Origin of the sequence: Pseudomonas sp. 478, from assembly GCF_003254125.1 — a bacterium.
In the GTDB taxonomy this organism is placed as follows: Bacteria; Pseudomonadota; Gammaproteobacteria; order Pseudomonadales; family Pseudomonadaceae; genus Aquipseudomonas.
Window position 1 is genome coordinate 511407 of sequence record NZ_QKZG01000001.1, and the last position, 24615, is coordinate 536021.

22 protein-coding genes are annotated in these 24615 nt (G+C 59.6%); 6 read left to right on the forward strand and 16 right to left on the reverse strand.

From position 1 onward, the window contains the following. Positions 1-81: 81 nt before the first annotated feature. A complete protein-coding gene (locus DFS28_RS02485; protein ID WP_111448424.1) occupies positions 82-1473 on the reverse strand; it encodes an L-cystine transporter in 1392 nt (463 codons plus the stop codon). A 240-nt stretch (positions 1474-1713) separates the two neighbouring features. Between DFS28_RS02485 and DFS28_RS02490 the strand changes: the two genes are divergently transcribed. Further along, entirely contained in the window at positions 1714-2781 is a 1068-nt protein-coding gene (locus DFS28_RS02490; RefSeq protein ID WP_111448425.1) for a haloacid dehalogenase-like hydrolase, read from the forward strand. A gap of 241 nt (positions 2782-3022) precedes the next feature. On the opposite strand, the gene ilvD is transcribed toward DFS28_RS02490, so the two are convergent. From ilvD to DFS28_RS02520, 5 genes are all read right to left on the reverse strand, one after another. Further along, positions 3023-4864: a dihydroxy-acid dehydratase gene (ilvD, locus tag DFS28_RS02500; RefSeq protein WP_111448426.1), complete on the reverse strand. Its 1842-nt coding sequence runs from the start codon at positions 4862-4864 to the stop codon at positions 3023-3025. A gap of 258 nt (positions 4865-5122) precedes the next feature. Further along, entirely contained in the window at positions 5123-6328 is a 1206-nt protein-coding gene (locus DFS28_RS02505) for a multidrug effflux MFS transporter (protein ID WP_111448427.1), read from the reverse strand. Further along, complete coding sequence (locus DFS28_RS02510) at positions 6321-7298, reverse strand: diiron oxygenase (protein ID WP_111448428.1); 978 nt, start codon at positions 7296-7298, stop codon at positions 6321-6323. Before DFS28_RS02510 ends, DFS28_RS02505 begins: the two co-directional genes overlap by 8 nt. Continuing rightward, a complete protein-coding gene (locus DFS28_RS02515; RefSeq protein WP_111448429.1) occupies positions 7295-8374 on the reverse strand; it encodes a SagB family peptide dehydrogenase in 1080 nt (359 codons plus the stop codon). The genes DFS28_RS02510 and DFS28_RS02515 overlap by 4 nt, the downstream gene beginning before the upstream one ends. Before the next feature lie 424 nt (positions 8375-8798). Then, entirely contained in the window at positions 8799-9995 is a 1197-nt protein-coding gene (locus DFS28_RS02520; RefSeq protein WP_008150557.1) for a class I SAM-dependent rRNA methyltransferase, read from the reverse strand. Between the two features lie 322 nt (positions 9996-10317). On the opposite strand from DFS28_RS02520, the gene DFS28_RS02530 reads away from it, so the two are divergent. The 3 genes from DFS28_RS02530 to DFS28_RS02540 are packed head-to-tail and all read left to right on the forward strand — an operon-like array spanning position 10318 to position 12351. Next, a complete protein-coding gene (locus tag DFS28_RS02530; RefSeq protein ID WP_165933976.1) occupies positions 10318-11133 on the forward strand; it encodes an HDOD domain-containing protein in 816 nt (271 codons plus the stop codon). Positions 11134-11161: 28 nt separating this feature from the next. Further along, positions 11162-11974, forward strand: a complete 813-nt coding sequence (mutM, locus tag DFS28_RS02535; RefSeq protein WP_111448431.1) for a bifunctional DNA-formamidopyrimidine glycosylase/DNA-(apurinic or apyrimidinic site) lyase — start codon at positions 11162-11164, stop codon at positions 11972-11974. A gap of 53 nt (positions 11975-12027) precedes the next feature. Next, complete coding sequence (locus DFS28_RS02540) at positions 12028-12351, forward strand: multidrug transporter (protein ID WP_111448432.1); 324 nt, start codon at positions 12028-12030, stop codon at positions 12349-12351. A 131-nt stretch (positions 12352-12482) separates the two neighbouring features. On the opposite strand, the gene DFS28_RS02545 is transcribed toward DFS28_RS02540, so the two are convergent. The 5 genes from DFS28_RS02545 to DFS28_RS02565 form a co-directional block, all read right to left on the reverse strand. Then, a complete protein-coding gene (locus tag DFS28_RS02545) occupies positions 12483-12734 on the reverse strand; it encodes a YfhL family 4Fe-4S dicluster ferredoxin (RefSeq protein WP_008150569.1) in 252 nt (83 codons plus the stop codon). A gap of 102 nt (positions 12735-12836) precedes the next feature. Then, on the reverse strand, positions 12837-13316 hold the full coding sequence (gene coaD, locus DFS28_RS02550) for a pantetheine-phosphate adenylyltransferase (RefSeq protein WP_008150570.1): 480 nt from the start codon (positions 13314-13316) through the stop codon (positions 12837-12839). A gap of 115 nt (positions 13317-13431) precedes the next feature. Then, positions 13432-15027: a GMC family oxidoreductase gene (locus DFS28_RS02555; RefSeq protein ID WP_111448433.1), complete on the reverse strand. Its 1596-nt coding sequence runs from the start codon at positions 15025-15027 to the stop codon at positions 13432-13434. Between the two features lie 159 nt (positions 15028-15186). After that, positions 15187-15732, reverse strand: coding sequence for a twin-arginine translocation pathway signal protein (locus DFS28_RS02560; RefSeq protein WP_111448434.1), 546 nt, complete (start codon positions 15730-15732; stop codon positions 15187-15189). Positions 15733-15763: 31 nt separating this feature from the next. Further along, positions 15764-17194 (reverse strand): coniferyl aldehyde dehydrogenase, encoded by a 1431-nt coding sequence (locus tag DFS28_RS02565; RefSeq protein WP_111448435.1) that lies wholly within the window; start codon positions 17192-17194, stop codon positions 15764-15766. Between the two features lie 146 nt (positions 17195-17340). Here DFS28_RS02565 and DFS28_RS02570 point away from each other — a divergent pair, with 146 nt between their 5' ends. Then, a complete protein-coding gene (locus DFS28_RS02570; RefSeq protein ID WP_111448436.1) occupies positions 17341-18012 on the forward strand; it encodes a TetR/AcrR family transcriptional regulator in 672 nt (223 codons plus the stop codon). Positions 18013-18055: 43 nt separating this feature from the next. Continuing rightward, positions 18056-18910, forward strand: a complete 855-nt coding sequence (locus DFS28_RS02575) for a sulfurtransferase (protein WP_111448437.1) — start codon at positions 18056-18058, stop codon at positions 18908-18910. Between the two features lie 126 nt (positions 18911-19036). Here DFS28_RS02575 and DFS28_RS02580 read toward each other — a convergent pair whose 3' ends face one another. The 5 genes from DFS28_RS02580 to DFS28_RS02600 all read right to left on the reverse strand — a co-directional run bounded on the left by DFS28_RS02580 (position 19037) and on the right by DFS28_RS02600 (position 24383). After that, on the reverse strand, positions 19037-19867 hold the full coding sequence (locus DFS28_RS02580; protein ID WP_111448438.1) for an AraC family transcriptional regulator: 831 nt from the start codon (positions 19865-19867) through the stop codon (positions 19037-19039). Between the two features lie 4 nt (positions 19868-19871). Continuing rightward, on the reverse strand, positions 19872-20870 hold the full coding sequence (locus DFS28_RS02585) for a hydrolase (RefSeq protein WP_111448439.1): 999 nt from the start codon (positions 20868-20870) through the stop codon (positions 19872-19874). A 63-nt stretch (positions 20871-20933) separates the two neighbouring features. Then, positions 20934-21545 (reverse strand): 16S rRNA (guanine(966)-N(2))-methyltransferase RsmD, encoded by a 612-nt coding sequence (rsmD, locus tag DFS28_RS02590; RefSeq protein WP_033060498.1) that lies wholly within the window; start codon positions 21543-21545, stop codon positions 20934-20936. Then, positions 21545-23035 (reverse strand): pitrilysin family protein, encoded by a 1491-nt coding sequence (locus tag DFS28_RS02595; protein WP_111448440.1) that lies wholly within the window; start codon positions 23033-23035, stop codon positions 21545-21547. The genes rsmD and DFS28_RS02595 overlap by 1 nt, the downstream gene beginning before the upstream one ends. Continuing rightward, complete coding sequence (locus tag DFS28_RS02600; RefSeq protein ID WP_008152659.1) at positions 23028-24383, reverse strand: pitrilysin family protein; 1356 nt, start codon at positions 24381-24383, stop codon at positions 23028-23030. Before DFS28_RS02600 ends, DFS28_RS02595 begins: the two co-directional genes overlap by 8 nt. Positions 24384-24615 lie beyond the last annotated feature (232 nt).

The following is a 24615-nucleotide window of genomic DNA, read 5'->3' on the forward strand; positions in this document are numbered from 1 at the left end:
CGGGTGTTCATAAGTTCTATGTACACCGCAGGACCAATGTGGGAGCGGGCTTGCTCGCGAAGGCGGACTATCAGGCGCTACTTAAGCGTGAGCCAATTCCGAATGCTCATCCGCATCCAGCAGCTCTTTATCGGTCTGCTGCATGATCTGGCTGGTGATCGCACCGGCGGTAATCGAACCACTCACGTTCAACGCCGTGCGCCCCATATCAATCAGCGGCTCAACCGAAATCAGCAACGCCACCAGTGACACTGGCAAGCCCATCGCCGGCAACACGATCAACGCGGCAAACGTCGCGCCACCACCCACGCCGGCCACACCCGCCGAGCTCAGCGTCACAATCGCCACCAGCGTCGCGATCCACAGTGGGTCCAGCGGGTTGATGCCCACAGTCGGTGCAACCATCACGGCCAACATCGCCGGGTACAGACCGGCACAACCGTTCTGGCCAATGGTCGCGCCGAACGACGCGGCGAAACTGGCGATGGACTGTGGAATACCCAAACGGCTGGTCTGGGCTTCGATGCTCAGCGGAATGGTCGCAGCGCTGGAGCGGCTGGTGAAAGCAAACGTCAGCACCGGCCAGATCTTGCGGAAGAAGCGCAGCGGGTTGATCCCGGCCGCCGACACCAACAGGCCATGGACCACAAACATCAGGCCCAGCCCGATGTAGGAAACCACCACGAAACTGCCGAGTTTGATGATGTCCTGCAGGTTGGAGCCGGCGACCACTTTGGTCATCAGCGCCAAAACGCCGTACGGGGTCAGCTTCATCACCAGACGTACCAGGCGCATCACCCAGGCTTGCAAGGTGTCGATGGCGTTGATCACTTTCTGACCTTTCTCCACGTCATCTTTCAACAGTTGCAGCGCCGCGACCCCAAGGAACGCAGCAAAAATCACCACGCTGATGATCGAGGTCGGCTTCGCGCGAGCGAGGTCGGCGAACGGGTTTTGCGGAATGAACGACAGCAACAGCTGCGGCACATTCAGGTCGGCAACCTTGCCCGCGTAGTCGGTCTGGATGGTTTGCAGACGGGCCATTTCCTGAGTGCCGGCCACCAGGCCTTCAGCGGTCAGACCAAACAGGTTGGTCAGCCCGATACCGATCAGCGCCGCAATGGCCGTGGTGAACAGCAGCGTGCCGATGGTCAGGAAGCTGATCTTGCCCAGCGACGAGGCGTTGTGCAGGCGGGCCACGGCGCTAAGGATCGAGGCGAACACCAGCGGGATCACGATCATTTGCAGCAACTGCACGTAACCGTTGCCCACCAGATCGAACCAGCCGATCGACGCTTTCAGTACCGGGTTGCCGGCACCGTAAAGGGTGTGCAGCGCCACACCGAACGCCACGCCCAGCACCAGCGCGAGCAGAACTTTTTTCGCCAGGCTCCAGGTGGTGTGACGGGTTTGTGCAAGACCAAAAAGTAACGCGAGGAACACCAGCAGATTGAGGATCAGCGGCAGATTCATGAGAACTCCGATAAGACTTGTGCCAGCCACCTTCCGGGGTGACTGCGAACCGGCAAGCCTAACAGCTTGATTTCCAATGAATTAATACCAAAAACGTATGAAAACCGTCGTTTTTGGAATAAGCGCGCGTCGCTCACAGGGATGCAGCTGGCGCAATGGAGACGTGAGCGGTCGCTGACAGGCGAGGACTGTCACACTTATTTGTTAGCGTCGATGTCTTTCATTCAGGGAGAAATGCCGATGAAGCTTGCACCGAAATTTCTGGCTGCCGCGTTGGGATTGAGTTTGGGTCTTGGCCTCGCCGGCCAGGTATTCGCCACGGATTTGAAGCATTGGCCAGCCGATCAGGCCAAGGCGCTGGACGCAATGATTGCCGCCAACGCCAACAAAGGTAACTACGCGGTGTTCGACATGGACAACACCAGTTACCGCTACGACCTCGAAGAGTCGTTGCTGCCGTTCATGGAAAACAAGGGCCTGATCACCCGCGAGAAACTCGATCCCTCCCTGAAACTGATGCCGTTCAAAGACACTGCCGACCACAAGGAAAGCTTGTTCAGCTACTACTATCGACTCTGCGAAGTCGACGACATGGTTTGCTACCCATGGGTCGCCCAAGTGTTCTCCGGCTTCACCCTCCAGGAACTCAAAGGCTATGTCGACGAGTTGATGGTGTCCGGTAAACCGGTGCCGGCGACGTATTACGAAGGCGACGTGGTCAAGAACCTCGACGTCAACCCGCCGAAAATCTTCACCGGCCAAAAAGAGCTCTACAACAAGCTGATGGAGAACGGCATCGAGGTCTACGTGATGACCGCCGCCTCCGAAGAACTGGTGCGCATGGTCGCCGCCGATCCGAAGTACGGCTACAACGTCAAACCGCAGAACGTGATCGGCGTGACCACGCTGCTCAAGGACCGCCAGACCGGCGAACTGACCACGGCGCGCAAGCAGATCACCGCGGGCAAGTACGACGAGAAGGCCAACCTCGGCCTCGAACTGACCCCGTACCTGTGGACCCCGGCGACCTGGATGGCCGGCAAGCATGCGGCAATCCTGACCTACATCGACGAGTGGAAAAAACCGGTACTGGTGGGCGGCGATACCCCGAGCAGCGACGGTTACATGCTGTTCCACGATGTCGACGTGGCCAAGGGTGGCATCCACTTGTGGGTTAACCGCAAAGACAAATACATGAGCCAGATTAACGGCATGATGGCCAAGCACGCGGCGGCTCAGGCCAAGGAAGGGTTGCAGGTCACGGCGGACAAGAACTGGGTGATCGTGAAGCCTGAAGAGATTCAGTAAGACCGAGGCGCTGCCATCGCGAGCGAGCTCGCTCCCACATGGGTTGGGGTGATACACAGATTTTGTGAGCACCATAGAACCAATGTGGGAGCGGGCTTGCTCGCGAAGAGGCCGTCACATCCGATGATGATGTCGACTGACCCACCGCTTTCGCGAGCAAGCCCGCTCCCACAGTTGACCGAGTTGGCCACAAAAAAATGCCCCGCACTTGGCGGGGCATTTTTATTTTTGCGACTGACGCTTACAGCCCGTCGAGCATCGCCTTGTTACGCACAGCACCCTTGTCGGCGCTGGTTGCCAGCAGGGCGTAGGCCTTCAGTGCGGTGGTCACTTTACGTGGACGTTTTTCCACAGGCTTCCAGCCTTTCTGATCCTGCTCGGCACGACGGCCGGCCATTTCTTCGTCGCTGATCAACAGGTTGATCGAGCGGTTTGGAATGTCGATCAGCACTTTGTCGCCATCCTGCACCAGACCAATCGCGCCGCCGGCCGCCGCTTCTGGCGAAGCGTGGCCGATGGACAGGCCCGAGGTGCCGCCGGAGAAACGGCCATCGGTGAGCAGGGCGCAAGCTTTGCCCAGGCCTTTGGATTTCAGGTACGACGTCGGGTACAGCATTTCCTGCATGCCCGGGCCGCCTTTCGGGCCCTCGTAACGAATGATCACGATGTCGCCGGCTTTCACTTCGTCCGCGAGGATGCCGCGTACGGCGCTGTCCTGGCTTTCGAAGATCTTCGCGTTGCCTTCGAACACGTGGATCGACTCGTCGACGCCGGCGGTTTTCACCACGCAGCCGTCCAGCGCGATGTTGCCGTAGAGAACGGCCAGGCCGCCTTCTTTCGAGTAGGCGTGTTCGACACTGCGGATGCAGCCGTTTTCACGGTCGTCGTCCAGGGTTTCCCAACGGGTCGACTGGCTGAACGCAGTTTGGGTCGGGATGCCCGCAGGACCGGCCTTGAAGAAGTGATGCACCGCTTCGTCGTTGGTCTGGGTGATGTCCCACTTGGCGATGCCTTCGGCCAGGGTTTTACTGTGCACGGTCGGCAGGTCGGTGTGCAGCAGACCGCCACGGGCCAGCGAGCCGAGGATGCTGAAGATCCCGCCAGCGCGGTGCACGTCTTCCATGTGGTACTTCTGGATATTCGGCGCGACTTTGCACAGTTGTGGAACGTGACGGGAGAGACGGTCGATGTCGCGCAGGTCGAAATCGATCTCGGCTTCCTGGGCCGCAGCCAGCAAGTGCAGGATGGTGTTGGTGGAGCCGCCCATGGCGATGTCCAGCGTCATGGCGTTTTCGAACGCCTTGAAGTTGGCGATGTTGCGCGGCAATACCGACTCATCGTTGTCGCCGTAGTAACGCTTGCACAGCTCGACGATAGTGCGGCCGGCCTGCAGGAACAGTTGCTCGCGGTCGCTGTGGGTGGCCAGGGTAGAACCGTTGCCCGGCAATGCCAGGCCCAGGGCTTCAACCAGGCAGTTCATCGAGTTGGCGGTGAACATGCCGGAGCACGAGCCGCACGTCGGGCAGGCGCTGCGCTCGTACTCAGCGACTTTCTCGTCAGAAGCGCTGGAGTCGGCGGCGATCACCATGGCGTCGACGAGGTCGAGACCGTGGCTGGCCAGTTTGGTCTTGCCGGCTTCCATCGGGCCGCCGGAAACGAAGATCACCGGGATGTTCAGGCGCAGGGCGGCCATCAGCATGCCAGGGGTGATCTTGTCGCAGTTGGAGATGCAGACGATCGCATCGGCGCAGTGGGCGTTGACCATGTACTCGACGGAGTCGGCGATGATCTCGCGGCTCGGCAGCGAATACAGCATGCCGTCGTGGCCCATGGCGATGCCGTCATCCACGGCGATGGTGTTGAATTCTTTGGCGACACCGCCGGCGCGTTCGATTTCGCGGGCGACCAGTTGGCCCAGGTCCTTGAGGTGGACGTGGCCCGGTACGAACTGGGTGAAGGAGTTGGCAATGGCGATGATCGGCTTTTTGAAGTCGTCATCTTTCATACCCGTTGCGCGCCACAGTGCGCGGGCGCCGGCCATGTTGCGGCCATGGGTGGATGTTTTCGAGCGGTAATCAGGCATGAAGCACTCCGGGCGGCTAATCAGGTATCAAAAGGGAAGTGAGCTTCTATTGACGTCTGGAACACTCAGAAATGGCCGTGTGTCCGGAAGTTGCCGATAACTTTGCGGGATCGCCGCGCGCTTCAGCTTGAGCTCATAAACCCGCCGGGGGATGACTGGCGATGAATGTCGCGATTCTACACGGCTGGCGTCAGGAGGGAATGCCGGAAAAGGGGGATCCAGCACTGACGGGGCGTGTGGGATGACGACTGGCAGGAATCATCCGGTATTCAGCGAGAGCTGCCGACGTGTGATCAGTGCATTGAAGGAAACGCCGACGGTGCTCAAGACGATGAAACTCAATGCGAGAGTCGTTTGCAGATGGGCGCCACTCAGATTGATCAGGGCGCTGATCACCCCGCCAAAGATGAAGATCAGCGTGTTCCCGGCCGACGCCGATGTACCGGCATTGTCCGGGAACACTTCCATGGCTTTGGAGGTGGCAACAGGGCGGACGATGGTTGTGCCGGCGGTGCAGATGATCATGGGGATCAGCACGGTCAGGGCTGAAAGCCCCAGCAGATTTGAGAGCAAGAGCATCACCAGTCCAGAAATGAAGATCAGGCCCAGGCCAACGACTATCTGTGTATTGGCCGCGATCCGCCCGGCGAGGACTCGAGCGACAATGCCGCCGATGATGTAGGCCACGCCATACAGCAACAATGTCAGGGAAAACTCGTAGGCCGAAAGCTGCAACTGCTCCATGAAGATCAGGGGCGAGATGACAATGAAGGAAAAGTGGCAGGTGAAGGCGATTGCGGCGATCAGCCAATAGCCGAGGAAACCCGCATCGCGACAGACGCGCCGGTAGGACTGAAGAATGCTTCGGCGCGGGGTTGTGGCGGTGTGCCGGTTCTCAAGAAAGAAACAGGCCTTGAGGAACACGGCGGCGGCGAGGGCAATAAAGATAATGAAGCTTGCGGGCCAGTCCAGTGCCTGTTGCAACAGGGTGCCAACCAGTGGCGAGACGGAAATGAAGATCCCGCTGACGGTGACCATCAGAATCCGCAGTTGATCCCGCTCCTTGCCGTCGAACAGGTCCTGGACCAATGCCTGCGAGAGTACGAAGCAACCGCAGCCAAGGGCCTGTACCACCCGGAACATCAGGAACCAGGCGTAGTCGGTGGACAGCACGCAACCCGTCGCACCGACAATCGAGACTGCCATTCCCGCCAGCAGCAGACTTTTGCGCCCGATGACATCCGAGAGCGGCCCGACCAGCAGTTGGGAAAGTGCGATCCCGATGGCAAACAGGCTGATGGAAAATGCGATGTCGCCTGGCGTGGTCCGGAAGTGTTCGGCCAGCGCCGGGAACGATGGCAGCAGAACATCCAGAGGGAAGACCCCGAGCATGACCATGGTCATTAACAGGGTGATCGCAGAGCGGCGGTGTTTGACACTGACCGCAGATTTTCTTTCATCCATCGACAAGTCCTGCCTGTACGAAGATTCGCTGGTTAAAAGGCAGGTCGAAAAAACCGGCCTTTTCCATTGCCTGTAGCGTCGCGCCTGCACCTGATCGGGCGCGCTGAAGGCAGGCTTGCGGGCCGGTCAGGGCACTGAGGATTTCTGCGACGCAATTTTCCCTGAGGCCCACGCTGTTCAGGCTTTCCTTCAGCCATCGTTCATCGACCTCAAAGAACATCAGGAGGATGTCCACCAGCAGCTTCGCGGCGAACGTGCGTTGGCTGCTGTTCAGGGTCAGCCACAGATAATGGAACACTTCGCAAAAATAACGACTGTGTCGGGCCTCGTCGGTGAGGTGGTCCCTGAGCATTTCCTGGACGCTGGACACCAGCTCGTTGCGGCAAACCTCAAGCAGTTCCCTGGCGATGATGGTCTCGGACACGAAGCCGACGAGAAACCAGGCCAGCGCTTTATGCCTGTCTGGGCAGTGGTCAATCAGGGCGTTCAGTCGGGTAATGCGGCGCGGCATCACCGGGCGTTGGGTCATGCCGTAGAGGTCGGCTATTTGCTCGGCGAGACTATTGGAGAACAGCGCGTGATAACCCTCATCGGTATAAAGCTGGAGGGCGGCCGTTTTCATCCGTCGGGGGATGGGCGCACCGAGCTCATCGTGGACGATGGTTTCCACGGAGCGGTTGACGATCCGATGTTCGAGCCGGGTGGTGTAGTCGAGGAAATACACCAGATGGTTGGCTGATAATCGATGGGTGATCGCGCTGCCGGCTGCTTCGATCACCGGGTGATTCAGGTAGGGCAAGAAGGCGGGCGGGAACCAGTGTCGTGTTTCCAGTTGCCGTTCCAGATCTGATGGCAATTGATAGGTGTGTTCGCTGGTTCGTACCGAGGCTCGGGTGTTCCAGTCACCGAGGGTGAAGCGCTGTGCCCAGGCGTCGGGCAGTGACAGGTTGTCTGTGCGGGGCTCGGTCATTGTTGTGAGCCTCGGCTGCGCAGCAGTGCTTTTAATTCCTTGCACATCACTTGCCCGTCACTCTGGCCGCAGCCCACAAAAAACAACGGTTGTTCGGCGCTGTCCTCGATCCCCAGCAACGTTTCGACCTGATCGTCCGCCAATGCACCGGTCAGCCAGGTGCTTAACCCAAGTGCGGTGGCCACCAGTTGAAAGGTCTGTGAAATATGACCGGCCTCCACGTAGGCCATTCGGTACGCCCGCGAGTGTTCATATTTCCACCACAGTTTGTCGAAGCGAGCGGTGATGAACAGGCCGACTGGCAGGTTGTTGATGAAATGCTGCCCACACAACAACTGGCCCAAGGGCGAGTCAGGCACCGGACTGACGAAGCTCAGAGCATGTTCGTCGGGGTGGTAGGCGTAGAGACCGGGATTCAGGCCGCTGACGTTCTGAACATGAAGAAAACCTTCGCAGGCATTCAGCCCGCCACCGGATGGACTGCTGCGCCGGGCGCCGAGACCGTCAGCGATGGTTTCGTCGATGTCGTTGTCGCGCTCACGCAAATAGCCAAGGGACAAATACAGAAGAGTGCTCACCTCATCGAGGGAAACCCTTTCACCCGTGAAGGTGCGACAGGTCTTTCGCTCGATCAATGTCTTTACAAGCGCTTTTGCCGGGAAGCAGGAGGGTTGAGGCAGGGCAATTCGTTCGGTTGTCGGGCGCTCTGTGCGCCTGGTCTGGGGGACAGGAGTGGCCAGTACTTCGGCGCAATGGTCCAGATAGTGTCTCGACCATTCATTAATATCTTGGGGGACATATTCACAAGGAATGTTCTTGGTGCCGATATGAAATATCTTCGACAGTTCATCCCAACCCCATTCAAGAGGGTTTTGTATTGCGGGTGTGAGTATTCCCGCGTTCAGGAGTTGCGTGTCTATTATGTTGTTGCCATCAAAATTTTCAGGGTTGTCGATAAGGTGTGCGAGACGGGTTGAATACTCAAAATTCAATTCGAATTGTTTGTGGTTCTTGTAATCCCAGACTATTTGGTCGGGCGTGCGAGGAAGTATGAATATATAAGGGTTTATCTGCATGATTGGCGATTCACTCTGGTCTTTTCCATAGAAAACGCTGGGTAGCCGGCACTCCCCAACGTTTCATTTACTTAGCGGGCTTTTGGCGCAACCAGAAAAGCCAGGTTAGCGATTTTGTTGGTTTCCAGAGTAATTGCTTTCATGTTTTGAACTCCTTGTAATTGATTGTGAGTGTCACTCCTTTGTGACGACTTAATCATAGTTTGTAATGAGTTCTTATCAAGGGGAAATTGGGTAGGAATGTTCCAGTAGTTTTGTCGGATTGATCTGAGGGTTGGATGAGCCTTGTAAGTTCTGTCCGCTTAAATAACAGGCAGGGCGAAACGTCCTGCAAGTCATTAAGATCGCTGGAGTAGGAAGTTAGAGCGTTCAATAACAGATAATAGAACGGGGAGCCGGCTGGCTCCCCGTCAAACCGGCGAAATCAGCTGTTTGGCAGCAGACGGCAGGTGATGCTCTTGATGTAGCGGGTTTCGGCGATGGCCGGGTGAACCGGGTGATCCGGGCCCTGACCGCCACGCTCCAGCATCTGGATGTTGCGGTCCAGGTGACGGGCGCTGGTCAGCAGGATGTTCTGCAGATCGTCTTCCGGCAGGTGCATCGAGCACGAAGCGCTGACCAGGATGCCGTCCTTGCTGAGCAGGCGCATGGCTTGCTCGTTCAGGCGACGGTAGGCACCTTCACCGTTCTTCATGTCTTTTTTGCGTTTGATGAACGCCGGAGGATCGGCAACGATCACGTCGAAACGCTCTTCGCTGGCTTTCAGCTCTTTCAGGGCTTCGAACACGTCACCTTCAATGCAGGTCATCTTGTCGGCGAAACCGTTCAGCGCGGCGTTGCGCTCGACGCCGTCGAGGGCGAAGGCCGATGCGTCGACGCAGAACACTTCACTGGCGCCGAATGCAGCCGCTTGCACGCCCCAGCCACCGATGTAGCTGTACAGGTCCAGCACGCGTTTGCCTTTGGCGTAAGGTGCCAGGCGCGCGCGGTTCATGCGGTGGTCGTAGAACCATCCGGTTTTCTGTCCCTGGATGACGGGTGCTTCGAACTTCACGCCGTTTTCTTCCAGGGCAACCCACTCCGGCACCAGGCCGAACACGGTTTCGACGTAGCGGTTTAGGCCTTCGGCATCACGGGCAGCGGAGTCGTTCTTGAACAGAATGCCGCTAGGCTTGACCACTTGGGTCAGCGCTGCGATCACGTCTTCTTTATGGGCTTCCATGGTTGCCGAAGCGATCTGTACCACCAGGATATCGCCGAAACGATCAACTACCAGACCTGGCAGCAGGTCGGAATCGCCGTAGACCAGGCGATAGAACGGCTTGTCGAACAGGCGATCGCGCAGGGACAGCGCGACGTTCAGGCGATGCACCAGCAGCGACTTGTCCAGCGGCAACTTGATGTCGCGCGACAAGAGGCGGGCACAGATCAGGTTGTTCGGGCTCATGGCAACGATGCCCAGCGGTTTGCCGCTGGCCGCTTCGAGGATCGCCTGGTCGCCGGCCTTGAAGCCGTGCAATGGGGTGGCGGCTACATCGATTTCGTTGCTGTAGACCCACAAGTGGCCGTTTCGCAGGCGACGGTCGGCGTTGGCTTTGAGGCGCAGGCTAGGCAGGGACATGACGTCGCTCCGGAAAAAAGAGCGGGAGTATAGCGTGTTGAGGTAGTGGCGGGTTTGGTGGTCGATGAAACGCCGATGAGGGTCGTCAGTAAGGTGCTGAACCTGTGGGAGCGGGCTTGCTCGCGAAGGCGGGGTGCCAGGCAGCATTAATGTCGACTGACACGCCGCCTTCGCGAGCAAGCCCGCTCCCACATGGATTGCGCTTGACTGACTGTCGGATCCATCTTCTTAAGGGTTAGAATCGCCGCCTGTCCCAGAGTGTGTACTTATGTCCCCAGAGCTGACCACCGAACAGATTCAACAGTCCCTGCAAGGCATCAGCGTGCCGGCCCAGCCGCAAATCATGGTGGATTTGCAGATGGAACAGTACATGCCCGATCCGGATCTGGAGGTGATCGCGAAGCTGATCTCCCAGGACCCGGGCCTCTCTGGCGCCTTGTTGAAAATCGTCAACTCGCCGTATTACGGCTTGAGCAACAAGATCGCCTCGATTCAGCGTGCAGTGAACCTGCTGGGCAGCCGCTCGATCATCAACCTGATCAACGCGCAGTCGATCAAGGGCGAGATGAACGACGACACCATCGTTACCTTGAATCGTTTCTGGGATACCGCTCAGGACGTGGCGATGACCTGCCTGACCCTGGCCAAGCGCATCGGCGTCCAGGCCGGCGATGAAGCGTACGCCCTGGGTCTGTTCCATGACTGCGGCGTGCCGCTGATGCTCAAGCGCTTCCCCAACTACATGACCGTTCTGGAAGAGGCTTACGCCAGCGCCAGCGCTGAATGCCGGGTGGTGGACACTGAGAATCGGGTGTTCAATACCAACCACGCAGTGGTCGGTTATTACACCGCCAAATCCTGGCGCCTGCCGGAGCATGTGACCGCCGCCATCGCCAATCACCACAACGCGTTGGCGATCTTCAGCGATGAGTCGTCGCGCAACAGTCAGCTGAAAAACCTGCTGGCGATCCTGAAAATGGCCGAGCACATTTGTGCGTCCTTCCGGGTGCTGGGCAACCAGCGTGATGACCATGAGTGGAACAGCATCGCACCGCTGGTTCTCGATTATGTCGGCCTCTCGGACTACGACTTCGAGACCCTCAAACAAACGATTCGTGACCTTGGCGCTCACCGCTGAGCGTTGCACAGCCTGATTCGAGAGCACCATGCCGGAACTGCCTGAAGTCGAAACCACTCGCCGCGGAATTGCGCCACACCTGGAAGGCCAGCGCGTCAGCCGGGTGATCGTGCGTGAGCGGCGCTTACGCTGGCCGATTCCCGAAGACCTGGATGTGCGGCTGTCTGGCCAGCGCATCGTGCTGGTGGAGCGACGCGCGAAGTACCTGCTGATTAATGCCGAAGTCGGCACGCTGATCAGCCATTTGGGGATGTCGGGAAATCTGCGTCTGGTGGAAATCGGCACGCCGGTGGCCAAGCATGAGCACGTGGACATCGAGCTGGAATCCGGCCTGGCCCTGCGTTACACCGATCCGCGCCGGTTTGGTGCGATGCTCTGGAGCCTCGACCCGCTCAATCACGAATTGTTGATTCGCCTGGGGCCGGAGCCGTTGACCGACCTGTTCGACGGGGAACGCTTGTTCCAGCAGTCCCGCGGGCGATCCATGGCGGTCAAGCCGTTCATCATGGACAACGCGGTGGTGGTCGGCGTGGGCAATATCTATGCAACCGAAGCGTTGTTCGCCGCCGGTATCGACCCGCGTCGTGAGGCCAAAAGCATCTCTCGGGGGCGTTATCTGAAACTGTCGATCGAGATCAAGCGCATCCTGGCGGCCGCTATCGAGCGCGGTGGCACCACACTGCGCGACTTTATCGGCGGTGACGGACAGCCGGGTTACTTTCAGCAGGAACTGTTCGTGTACGGCCGTGGCGGTGCGCCCTGCAAAGTCTGTGGCACGGAATTGCGGGAAGTGAAGCTCGGGCAGCGTGCGAGCGTCTTTTGCCCGCGTTGTCAGAGCTGAAACGCTCAGGGTCTATAGTCAGTGTTCTGACTGCCTAGCCCAAGGACTGTGCCATGAACCTGTTTCGAACCCTTGTCGTCGTTTTGCTGCTGAGCATCGGTGCGCCAGTGCTGGCAGCAAATGCGGGCAGCGGCGACCCGCGCTACACCATCCAGAATCCCCCGGCGTACGCCATGATCGGCGATTTGCTGATTGCCCGACCCTTGCTGGTCGTGGCGACGGTGATTGGTGCCGGAGCGTTTGTGGTGTCGTTGCCGTTTACCGCGTTGGGTGGCGGTGTCGGCGATGCGGGGCAGGCGTTGGTGGTCGACCCGGCGAAAGCGGCGTTCGTGCGGTGTCTGGGGTGTATCGGGGAAGGGTTTGAGCAGACGGAGTGAAGTCAGTTACATCTTCGGTGTGGCTGATGACGTCTTCGCGAGCAAGCCCGCTCCCACAGTTAATCGCGGTCTACTGTGGGAGCGGGCTTGCTCGCGATAGGGCCGGCACAGCCGCTACAAAACTATCTGATTCAAGCCTTGCCGGTAAGCTTCCGGTACTTCTCCATCAACTGCTCTTCAGTCTCCGGGTGCGCCTCGTCCAGCGGAATGCAATCCACCGGGCACACTTGCTGGCACTGAGGTTCGTCGTAGTGGCCGACGCACTGGGTGCACAGGTTCGGGTCGATCACGTAGATCTCTTCGCCCTGGGAGATGGCGGCGTTCGGACACTCGGGTTCGCAGACGTCGCAGTTGATGCAATCGTCGGTGATGATCAGGGACATGCTAACTCCAGCCAGGGCGGAAGGCCCGGGCGCAATAAACCAATGCGCACAATTGTGCCGCATTGGCGCCCGCAGTGCACGCGGACGCCGCTTGAGCGGTTGTTACTTCTTGAAGCGTTCGTTCAGGGCATCCGCCACCGCAGGGTGTACAAACTTGGTTATATCGCCGCCCAGGGCTGCGATTTCACGGACCAACGTCGAGGAAATGTACGAATAACGCTCGGACGGGGTAAGAAACAGACTTTCCACATCCGGCGCCAGCTGACGGTTCATGTTGGCCAGCTGGAATTCGTATTCGAAGTCCGACACCGCTCGCAAACCACGCAGGAACACGTTGGCGTTCTTCTCTTTGGCGAAATGCGCCAGCAACGTCGAGAAGCCGACGACTTCAACGTTGGGCAAATGTTTAGTGACCTCGCGGGCCAGCGCCACACGCTGTTCCAGGGGAAACAACGGGTTTTTCTTCGGGCTGGCGGCGACGGCGATGATCACATGATCGAACAGGCGCGCGGCGCGTTCGACCAGATCGCCATGGCCCTTGGTAATAGGGTCGAAGGTACCTGGGTACAACACTCGGTTCATCGCGTCGTCCTGGCGGGAGTCCGTTGGGGAGTCGGATGGTATCGCAGCCTTCCCGGTCGGCCAAGTCGCCTTTTGAGTAAGAAAGCACTATAGACGATGGGAATATTCTCCCTTTTCATGGGTTTTTCAAACGTTCGGCCAAAGAAGTTGCCAGCTGCGCCGTCAGCCCGTAGACCGACAATTGCGGGTTTGCGCCAATGCTGGTGGGGAACAGCGAGCCGTCATGAATCGACAGATTGCCCAGTTGATGATGCCGGCCGAGGCTGTCGGTCACGGCGTTTTTCGGGTCTTCACCCATGGCACAACCGCCCATCACATGGGCGCTACCCAGGCGTGTGCGATACAGCTCCAGGCTCAGGCCGTCGATCAGCGTGCGCGCTTCGGCGAGGGTTTTCACGTAGCGAGCGTCGGCGTGCATGGGCATTACCGCCTTGGCACCGCCCGCGAACTGGATCTCTGCCATGCTGTGGAACGAGCGACGCAATCCGTCCCAGGCATAGGGTGAAACCTGATAGTCGAGCACCGGCGTGCCGTCACCGCGCAACTCGACGCTGCCGCCGGGGCTGTCCGGGTGAAAACCGTCCCGCAGCAGGGCCAACATGGCGTGGGTGTGGGGCAGGTTTTCCATGTGTTGGGCGTTTTCCTTGCCGAAACCGCCGAGCAGGGTCGTGGTCAGTGCCGGGTGCAGCGGCGGTACTTCGAGTTTGTAAGACATTTTGCCGGTGGTGCCGTCCTGCCATTGGAAATGGTCGGAATAGATGGACTGTGGCGCGCCATAAAACGGGTTGATCACCTCGTCGAACAACCCGGCCGACATGTTCACCAGGTGTAGAAACGTCCGTTTGCCCAGCCGCTTGTGCGGATCGGGCGCCTCGGAGCGCATGAGCAGCGCCGGGCTGTTGATCCCGCCACCGGCCAGCACGTAATGCCGGGCCTTGACCGTGATCGTGTGTCCGGTAGGTGCGACGCAGCGGTCGTCCATCGCTACGCAGTGCAAGCCTGTGACCTTGTCGCTGCTGATCAAGAGCTTTTCGGCACGAGCCAGATAGAGCAACTCGCCGCCTTTTTCCAGAGTCGCCGGAATGGTCGTGACCAGCATCGATTGCTTGGCGTTGGTCGGGCAACCCATGCCGCAGTAGCCCAGGTTCCAGCAGCCACGCACGTTGCGCGGGATTACATGCCAGGCGTAGCCGAGTTTTTCGCAGCCTTTGCGGATCACGTCGTTGTTGGCATTGGGCGGGATCATCCAGGGGGCGACGCCCAGGCGTTGCTCCATTTTCTCGAACCACGGCGCCATCTCGGCTGGTGTGTGGCCTTTGACCTCGTGTTCCTTGGCCCAGTGGTCGAGGGTCGGGTCCGGCGTGCGAAAACTTGAGGTCCAGTTGATTAACGTGGTACCGCCCACCGCTCGGCCCTGAAGGATGGTGATCGCGCCGTCCTTGCTCATGCGGCCGATACCTTCCTGGTAGAGGCTGGTGTAGGCCTGGTCTTCGAGCATCTTGAAGTCGCTGCTGGTCTTGAGCGGGCCTTCCTCGATCAGCAATACCTTGTAGCCCGCGGCGCTGAGGATTTCGGCGGTGGTGCCGCCGCCCGCGCCGCTGCCGATAATCGCCACGTCCGCTTCGAGGGTCAGGTCCTGGGTCAGTTGTGAGCCGTTATAGGTTTTCCAGCCACGGGCCAGGCCTTCGCGGAACGGATCGGGTACGGGCATCTTCAGGTTCTCTTGTTGTTATGGTTTGGATGCAGTGGTGTTCATGAGGACGCCTTCGCGGGCAAGCCACGCTCCCACAGGAATTGTGATGGGCCACCCTTTTGTGAGCGACTCAAACCCTGTGGGAGCGGGCTTGCTCGCGAAGGAGGCGCCACGGTTTCAGACCGTAGGCGGCCCGGGATACCCGCAATGCGCCCACGACTCCGCCCGGCTGTACCACGCCATCATCACCAGTTGCAGCAGCGAGCTGTGGCCCATGCGCAGCAGACTTAACGAACTGTTTTCCCAGCGATCGAGAAAATGCCGGATTTCGTCGGCACTGGCGTTCTCCCAACTGCCCCAGATCCCGGTGAGCGGTCCGCGGGTGATGCTCATTCCCAGCACATCGAATAACTGCCGGGTCAGCCTGAGCATTTCCGGCGACAGATGATTCAGGCCGTTATCCAGGCAGTGCAGGGTGTCACCGACGGCCGTCGGCATTTTTTCGACGGCCACAGCACCGTCAAGCATCACCGGAATCAATGACCGCAGAAACAGCAAGTCACCGCTGCGCAGAATCGCGAAACCGCTAGCCGGAGTGCTCGATGAGCAGCCGCTGAGGCTCGCGCCCAAACCGGCGGTGGCGAGAAAAGCGCTGGCACCCAGGCTGAATTTAAGCAAGCCGCGCCGTGACAGCGCGGGTGTGTCGGACAGACTTGGGCTCATTATTGTTATTACCCGAAGGGGATGATGATCGTTAGCGAATAAACAGCTTCTGGATCAGCTTCTGAATGGATTTGCCGTACGGCGGGTAGATCAATTTCGCCGCATTGAACCGCTGTTTGATCAGCACACCTTTGGCTTTGCTGAAGGTCAAGAAACCTTCGTGGCCGTGGTAATGGCCCATGCCCGAGGCGCCGATGCCGCCGAATGGCATGTCATCCTGAGCGACGTGCAGCAGGGTGTCGTTCAGGCACACGCCGCCGGAATGGGTTTCGTGAAGTACGCGGTGTTGCTCACGCTTGTCGTAGCCGAAGTAATACAGGGCCAGCGGACGGGGTCGTTGATTGATGTAGGCAAAAGCCTGATCCAGATCCTTGTACGGAACGATCGGCAACAGCGGGCCGAAGATTTCGTCCTGCATCACCATCATGTCGTTGCTGACGTTGAGCAGCAGGCTATGGCCCATGCGGCGCCCCTGGCCCTTGTCGAACAACGGAATCAGCAGCGCGCCCTTGCTGGTGGCGTCGCTGATGTAGCCGTTGAGGCGCGCCAATTGTCGGTCATTGATGATCGCGGTGTAGTCCGGGTTGTCGGTCAAGGTCGGATAAAACCCACGAACCGCCTGACGATAGGCTTCGACGAAAGCTCCGACGCGATCTTCCGGCACCAGCACATAGTCCGGGGCCACACAGGTCTGTCCGGCGTTGAGCGTCTTGCCGAAGGCGATGCGTTCGGCAGCATCCTTGAGCGGTACGTCGCGCGAGACGATGGCCGGGGATTTGCCGCCGAGTTCGAGGGTCACCGGGGTCAGGTTCTCGGCCGCTGCACGCATCACGTGTTTGCCGATGCTGGTGGCGCCGGTGAACAGCAGGTGATCGAAACGCAATCTGGAGAACGCTACACCGATATCGGCTTCGCCCAGCACCACGCAGACTAGGTCTTGTGGGAAGATTCGGCCCAGCAGTTCCTTGAGCAACACGCCGGTGGCGGGGGTCGATTCGCTGAGCTTGAGCATCACCCGATTGCCTGCCGACAACGCGCCCACCAACGGCCCGATGGCCAGATACAGCGGGTAGTTCCAGGGCACGATCACCCCGACCACACCCAACGGCTGATAAATGACTTTGGCCGCCGCGGGTTGAAAGGCAACCCCGACCTTGCGCTTCGACGCTTTCATCCAGCCTTTGAGGTGCTGACTGGCGTAGTGAATGCCGTGCAGACTGGGCATCAGTTCAGCGAGCAGGGTTTCATCGGCGCTACGATGGCTGAAATCCTGGCTGATGGCGTCGATCAATGCCTGACGCTCATTGCTCAACAGATCGCGCAGGGCTTTTAGCCATTGCTGGCGCTGGGCGGCGGGAGGCATCGGGTTGGCGGCATACGCCGCGCGTTGGGCGTCGAACAGGGTCTGGAGCTCTTCCAGGGGCTGCTGCAGGTTCTGCAAGTAAGCGATGTCAGCAGTCATGGTCGGCTCCGGATTTATTGTAATGAGGGACTTTTTAGAGTCTATGCTCTATAAAGTCAAATGACATCCTGGCGCAGCTTTGTTTTATCCACTCGCGGATAGGTCGTAAGATGCCCGTCAACGCCTTTTGAATTAAAGCCCAAGCCATGGCCCCTCGGATCAAAACCAGCGAGCGCATCGTGCAGAACAGCCTGGAGCTGTTCAATCAGCAGGGTGAGCGCAGCGTCAGCACCAACCACATTGCTGCCCACATGGAAATTTCCCCGGGCAACCTGTACTACCACTTCCCCAACAAGCAGGCGATCATCGCCGTGCTGTTCAGTGAGTACGAAAGCCTGGTGGACAGCTTCCTGCGCCCGCCCCAGGGGCGTGCCGCCACGGTCGAAGACAAGCGCTTCTACCTCCAGGAGCTGCTGGCCGCCATGTGGCGCTACCGGTTTTTGCACCGTGATCTGGAGCACTTGCTCGACAGTGATCCGGAGCTGGCCGCCCGTTATCGGCGCTTTTCCCAACGCTGTCTGATCTATGGCACGCATATCTACGCGGGCTTCGTCGAGGCGGGCATCCTGCAAATGGACAAGGTTCAGATCGAGTCCCTGACGCTCAATGCCTGGATCATCCTGACGTCCTGGGTACGTTTTCTGTGCACCACGCGCGAAAATTCCAATCACCTGAGCGAGCAGGCCATAAAACGTGGTGTGTATCAGGTGCTGGTGCTTGAGGCAGGTTTTGTCACGGATCAGTCTCGCGCCGCGGTGAATGCGCTGTTCGAGGAGTTTTACGTGCCGTTGGCCCAAGCGTTGGAAGAAGTGGGATAGAAAGTGCAGTAGGATCAAACATCGCCTATCACAGGAGCCCGTTATGCCCATAGCGCAACTGATCAGCCCGCAAGCGTTGGACCTGAAAAAGGAGCAGCCGGGGCTGGTGATTCTGGATTGTCGTTTTGCCCTTGAAGACCCGGATTACGGTCAGCGCAGCTATGCCGAAGGGCATATTGCCCAGTCGAGCTTTGCCGATCTTGAGCGTGATTTGAGCGGGACAGTGGTCAAGGGTGTGACCGGGCGCCATCCATTGCCTGAACCTGAAGACTTGATCGAGCGACTGCAAGCCTGGGGCGTCAACGCCGACAGCGAGGTGATTTTGTACGACGACGGCCCGGGTGCCTACGCGGCGCGGGCCTGGTGGTTGCTGGCCTGGCTGGGCAAACGTGACGGCGTGTTCATCCTCGATGGCGGGCTCAAGGCCTGGCACGCTGCCGGTTTGCCCCTGAGTCTTGATGCGCCGCAGATTGAGCGTGGCACCTTCACGGGGACGCCGGACAACACGCTGGTCCTGAGCGCCGAACAACTCCAGAAACGTCTCGGCCAGCCCGCGCTGACCCTCCTTGATGCCCGCGGCTTGCCGCGTTTCAAGGGCGAAGTAGAACCGATCGACCCGATTGCCGGGCATATTCCCGGCGCGCAATGCGCGGCGTTCACCGACAACCTGGGCAGCGACGGGCGTTTTCTGCCGGCCGATCAGCTCAAGCAGCGGTTTGCCGCGAAGCTCGGTAATCGCTCGCCGACCGATCTGGTGGCGTACTGCGGTTCTGGCGTGACGGCCTGTCACAACCTGTTCGCGTTGTGCCTGGCCGGCTATCCGTTGGGCTCGTTGTATGCCGGCTCATGGAGCGAGTGGATCAACGATCCAGCGCACGGCATCGCCATAGGCGAATAAACGCTTAACCCCTGTGGGAGCGAGCCTGCTCGCGATTGCGGTGTACCAGTCAACATCAATGTTGAATGTTAAACCGCAATCGCGAGCAGGCTCGCTCCCACAGGGGGCAATTGATGCGTTGAGATATCACCGTAAGCGGGCGCTGCGATACGCCCCCGGCCCAACACCGTAAACCTGCTTGAACTGCCGGCTCAGATGACTCTGGTCAGCAAACCCCAGCTGCGTCGCCACTTCCAGCGGCAAACAACCATTCTGTAACAACGCCCGCGCCCGAGCGATGCGCTGCTGCATCAGCCAGGTGTGCGGTGGCATGCCCGTGGCGCGGCGGAACACCCGGGCGAAGTGGAAGGGCGAAAGGTTGACCGCCGCGGCCAGTTCTTCCAGCGAAGGCGGCGTCGCCAATTGTGCTTGCAGCAGATCCTTGGCCAGCGTCACCGCCCGATGTTCCTTGCCCGGCTTGCCGGCAATCGGCACGGTCGCGTGCCGTTGCAGCAGCAACAGCATCATTTCCCGCCAGACCGTTTGTTGTTGCAGGGCCGTGGACGGACTTTCCAGTAGACGATGCAGTTGGCAGAAACCCTTCACCAGATCCGGATCGCGATACAGCGTCGCGCCGAACGCCGGCAAGTTGTTGGTCGGCAGTTCCAACTCATCGAGTAGCGACAGAATCTGACCGCTGTCCGGATAGAACGCCCGATACAACCAACCATCCTCGGTGCCTTTATGACCGGTGTGCAGTTCGTCCGGATTGATCAGCACCAGCGTGCCGCTACCGGCCAGGTGTTCGGCGCCGCGATAGCGATAACGCTGGGCGCCGGCCATGATCATGCCGATCACATAACCGTCATGCACATGGGGCGCGAAACGGTGTTCAATGTAGCGCGCGGACAATAGCTCGACGCCGGCCAGCGGCGCTGTTTGCCAGAATCGGATCGACTCGCCCTGATCGACGCCCATGGCCTTACTGACGACCCACGGCGGTCAGCCACTGCGGGATGCGGCGTTCCAGGTAGTAACCCGGTTGTCTGAACGAGCCATCGACGAAGCCGACATGCCCACCCTTGGTCTGTAGCTCGAATTGAGTGCAGGCGGACAATTCGTCGGCTTGCGGCAGGCTATGAGGGAAGACAAACGGGTCATCGGCCGCTTGAATGATCAGGGTCGGAGTACGAATCTCACCAAGGAAATAGCGACTCGAAGCGCGGCGATAGTAATCCTCGGCATCGGCAAAACCGTTCAGCGGCGCGGTGACCCGGCCATCGAAATCCCAGAACGTGCGCATGTTCTCCAGTGAACCCAGCGCGGCCAATGCCGCCAGACCATCCTCGCGCCCGTCATGCTGGAACTGGCGTTGCTTGTTCTTGATGTAGGCGACCATCTCCCGCATGAAATGCGCCTGATAGAACTTCGAAAAACCCTGGCCGATACGGTCGGCGCATTGATCAAGACGAAACGGCACCGACACCGCCACCGCCCCAACCACGCCACTGTTGCTGCCGGATTCGCCCAAGTGCTTGAGCAACACATTGCCGCCCAGGGAATAGCCGACCGCATACAGCGGCGCGAGCGGTCGTTGGGCTTTCAGGTGTTTGATGGTTTCGGCGAGGTCTTCACTGACGCCGGAGTGGTAACTGCGCGGCAACAGATTGGGTTCGCCCGAACAGCCGCGCCAGTTCAGTGCGACGCTGGCCCAGCCTTGGGCACCTAACGCTTTTTGCATGCCGGCCACGTAAGGCGAATTTGAAGAGCCGGTCAGCCCGTGCAATACCAGCACCAGTGGCGCCTCGACGCTGTGCGGGCCGTGCCAGTCGAGGTCGAGAAAGTCGCCATCCTCAAGCCACAAGCGTTCGCGCTGGCGTTCGATGTGTGTGGTTTTGCGCCACAGCGGTCCCCACAAGGTTTGCAAGTGCGGATTGCCGAGGCCGAAGGCGGGGGTGAAACGTTCTGGCAAATGGGGCACGATGGTTCTCGATGCAGCGGTGCGAGCCTCGTGTGAGGCGCGCCCCTTTTTCAGGCCGGTTGATTAACCGGCAATCTCTGCCATACGTTGCCACAGCGCGTAATACACCCGCCCGGATTTCTGCTCCCGGTGCAGGCGCCAGTTGCCTGGTAAGCCAAGGCTCGATGGCGCATTCTCGCTTTCAGTGTAGATCCAGGCTTCGTCGGCCAGCCACTGACGTTCTTCAAGTAATGCACAAACGCCTGGCAACAGGTTCTGGTTGAACGGCGGATCGAGGAACACCAGGTCGTATGCAGTCGCTGTCTGGGTTTCCAGGTAGCGCAGGGCATCGGCGGTCTGAATCTGGCCGGTGGTGCAGCGTAGCGTGCCCAGATGCTCCTTGATGCTGGCGACCGCGATGTTGCTGGCGTCCAGCGCCTGACCCATGGCCGCGCCACGGGACAAGGCTTCGAGGAACAATGCGCCGCTGCCGGCGAACGGGTCCAGAACCTTGGCGCCAGCGACATAAGGCGCGAGCCAGTTGAACAGGGTTTCACGCACCCGGTCCGGGGTAGGGCGCAGGCCCGGTGCATCCGGGAAGCTCAGCTTCCGGCTGCCCCATTCACCGCCGATGATGCGCAGTTGGTTCACGCCGTTATGCACGTTGTGTACGGGTTTTTTAGGACGAGTGGCCATTAATGCTCCGGAACCCCGAGCGGTTGCTCGGCAGGTTTATCAGTTGGGGCCGGTAACGGCTTTTGCGGCACGGTCGGGCCAGCGCTGACGATGACCATTTTGTCCGTGCTCAAGTGTTTGTTCAGTGCGGTTTTGACCTGCTCGACCGTCAGGCTCTGGGACTCGCGCATAAAATCATCCAGATAACTCAGCGGCAGGTTGTAGAAACCCATGGCGCCGAGTTGGCCGACGATATCGGCGTTGCTGGCGGTGGACAGCGGGAAGCTGCCGGCCAGTTCACGCTTGGCGTCGTCGAGTTCTTTCTGGGTGGGGCCGGTTTTGAGGTAGTCGGCGAGCACATCCTGCACCAGTTTCAACGTACCTTCGCTCATCTCGGCGCGGGTTTGCAGGTTGATCATGAACGGGCCGCGGGCCTGCATCGGGGTGAAACCCGAATAGACGCCGTAAGTCAGGCCGCGCTTCTCGCGCACTTCGCTCATCAGTCGTGTACCGAAACCGCCGCCACCGAGGATCTGGTTGCCCATGGACAGTGCCGCGTAATCCGGGTCGTCACGGTCGATGCCCAATTGCGCGAGCATCAGGTTGGTCTGCTTGGACGGAAACTCGATGTGACCGATGCTGGCCTTCGGTTCCTCCGGTTGCGGGATTCTCGCCAGCTCCGGGCCTTTCGGCAGCGCGCTGGAGACTTGTGCGGCAATCGCTTCGGCCTCGGTGCGAGACAGGTCGCCCACCAGCGCAATCACCACGTTGCCAGCCGCATAGGCTTTCTCATGGAACGCGCGCAGTTGCGCCACGGTAATCGCCGGAACGGTTTTCGCCGTGCCGTCGCTGGAGTGCGCGTACGGGTGATCGCCGTACAGACGGTTCATCAGCTCCAGGCTCGCGAGTTTGCCCGGGTTCTGCTTCTGGTACTCGAAACCGGCGAGCATCTGGTTCTTGATGCGCGCAAAGGAATCGGCCGGGAAGGTCGGTTTGCCGATGACTTCAGAGAACAACTTCAGCGCCGGTTCGCGTTTGTCCGCGGCACTGAGACTGCGCAGGGAAGCCAGGGCCATGTCTTTAAATGCGCCGTTGCTAAAGTCTGCGCCCAGGCCTTCGAAGCCCTGAGCGATGGCGCCGACATCTTTGCCGGCTACACCTTCGTTGAGCATGGCGTTGGTCAGCATGGAGAGGCCAGGTGCGTCGCCGTCCTGGCTGCTGCCGGCGGCGAAGATCAGGCGCATGTCGAACATCGGCAGCTCCCGGGCTTCAACGAACAGCACCTTGGCGCCCTCGGCGGTTTTCCAGGTCTGCACGTCCAGGGTGCGGTGGCTTGGCGCTTTGCCGTCGAGCTCGGCCAGTGATTGCAGTCTCTGGCTGGCCTTGGCCTTGTCGAGGGCTTCGCTGGCCTTGGAATCGTCGGTCTTCGAGAAGTAGAACACGGCAGACCCGATCAAGGCGACAGCGATCAGGCCAATCAGCGCCAGGCGCGGTTTTTTACGCTCACTCATGAGTCGTCTCCTCTGGCAATACATGGGCGACGCTGAGACGTTCGCGGGTGAAATACAGCTTGGCGGCTTTCTGGATATCTTCCGGAGTCACACTTTCCAGCTCGGCGAGTTCGGTGTCCATCAGCTTCCACGACAGGCCGACGGTTTCCAGTTGGCCAATTGCGGTGGCCTGGCTGGTGATCGAGTCACGCTCGTAAACCAGGCCAGCGATGACCTGCGCGCGGACGCGTTCCAGTTCTTCAGCGGACGGCGCGGTGGTTTTCAGCTGTTCGAGCAGCTTCCACAGGCCAGCTTCAGCCTGAGCCATGGTTTTGTTTTTCTGGGTATTGGGCGTTGCCGACAAGGTGAACAGGCTGTCGCCACGGGTATAGGCGTCGTAACTCGACGAACCGCCAGAGACCAGTTCTTCGCCGCGCTCCAGTTGTGTCGGGATACGTCCGCTGTAGCCGCCGTCGAGCAGGGCGGAGATCAGGCGCAAGGCGTTGACCGAGCGTTTGTCTTGCGCGGTGGCGATGCTTGGCACGTTGAAGCCCAGCATCAGGCTTGGCAGTTGGGTCTGCACATGCAGCGTAATCTGGCGCTCACCGGGCTCGGCCAGCTCCATCGGGATTTTCGCTGGCGGCACATCACGTTTGGCGATCGGGCCGAAGTAGCGCTGGGCCAGGGTTTTGACCTCGTCCGGGGTCACGTCGCCCACCACCACCAGCGTGGCGTTGTTCGGCACGTACCAGGATTGGTACCAGTGGCGCAGCTCTTCGACTTTCATGCGGTCCAGGTCAGCCATCCAGCCGATGGTCGGCGTGTGGTAACCGCTGGCCGGGTAGGCCATGGCCTTGAAACGTTCGTAGGCCTTGGACATCGGCTTGTCGTCGGTGCGCAGGCGACGTTCTTCTTTGATGACTTCGATCTCGCGGGCGAACTCGTCGGCCGGCAGGCGCAGGCTGGCCATGCGGTCGGCTTCCAGCTCGAAGGCCACGCCCAGACGGTCGCGGGCCAGCACCTGGTAATACGCCGTGAAGTCATCGCTGGTGAACGCGTTCTCTTCGGCGCCGAGGTCGCGCAGGATCAGCGAGGCTTCGCCGGGGCCGACTTTTTCGCTGCCCTTGAACATCATGTGTTCCAGGGCGTGGGACAAACCGGTCTGACCGGGGGTCTCGTAGCTGGAGCCGACCTTGTACCAGACTTGGGAAACCACCACCGGCGCACGATGGTCTTCGCGCACGACGACCTTCAGGCCGTTATCGAGGGTGAATTCGTGGGTGGGTTGTGGATCGGCAGCCAGGGCCGAGAGGGGCAGACAAACTGTGCTGAGCAGCAGGCCTGCAGCGCGGCGGGCTAGAGCATTCATTCGTTTTTTAAACCTGTTGAGCTGCCCGCTTGGTCTTAGCGTCGGCGGGCGAGAGGGTGCTAGGATACTGATCCGTTTTACTGGCGGCCACGCCTATCAGGCCTTTGCGTTTGATCAGGTTGAATGGGTTTTCGGCAGAAGGCTGTGGTTTATCAACTAAACTCTGCTTTTTCGCCGATTTTGCCGCTTCAGTCCTTCGTGAAATCGTTTTTGTAAGGTGCCGTTTGCACCT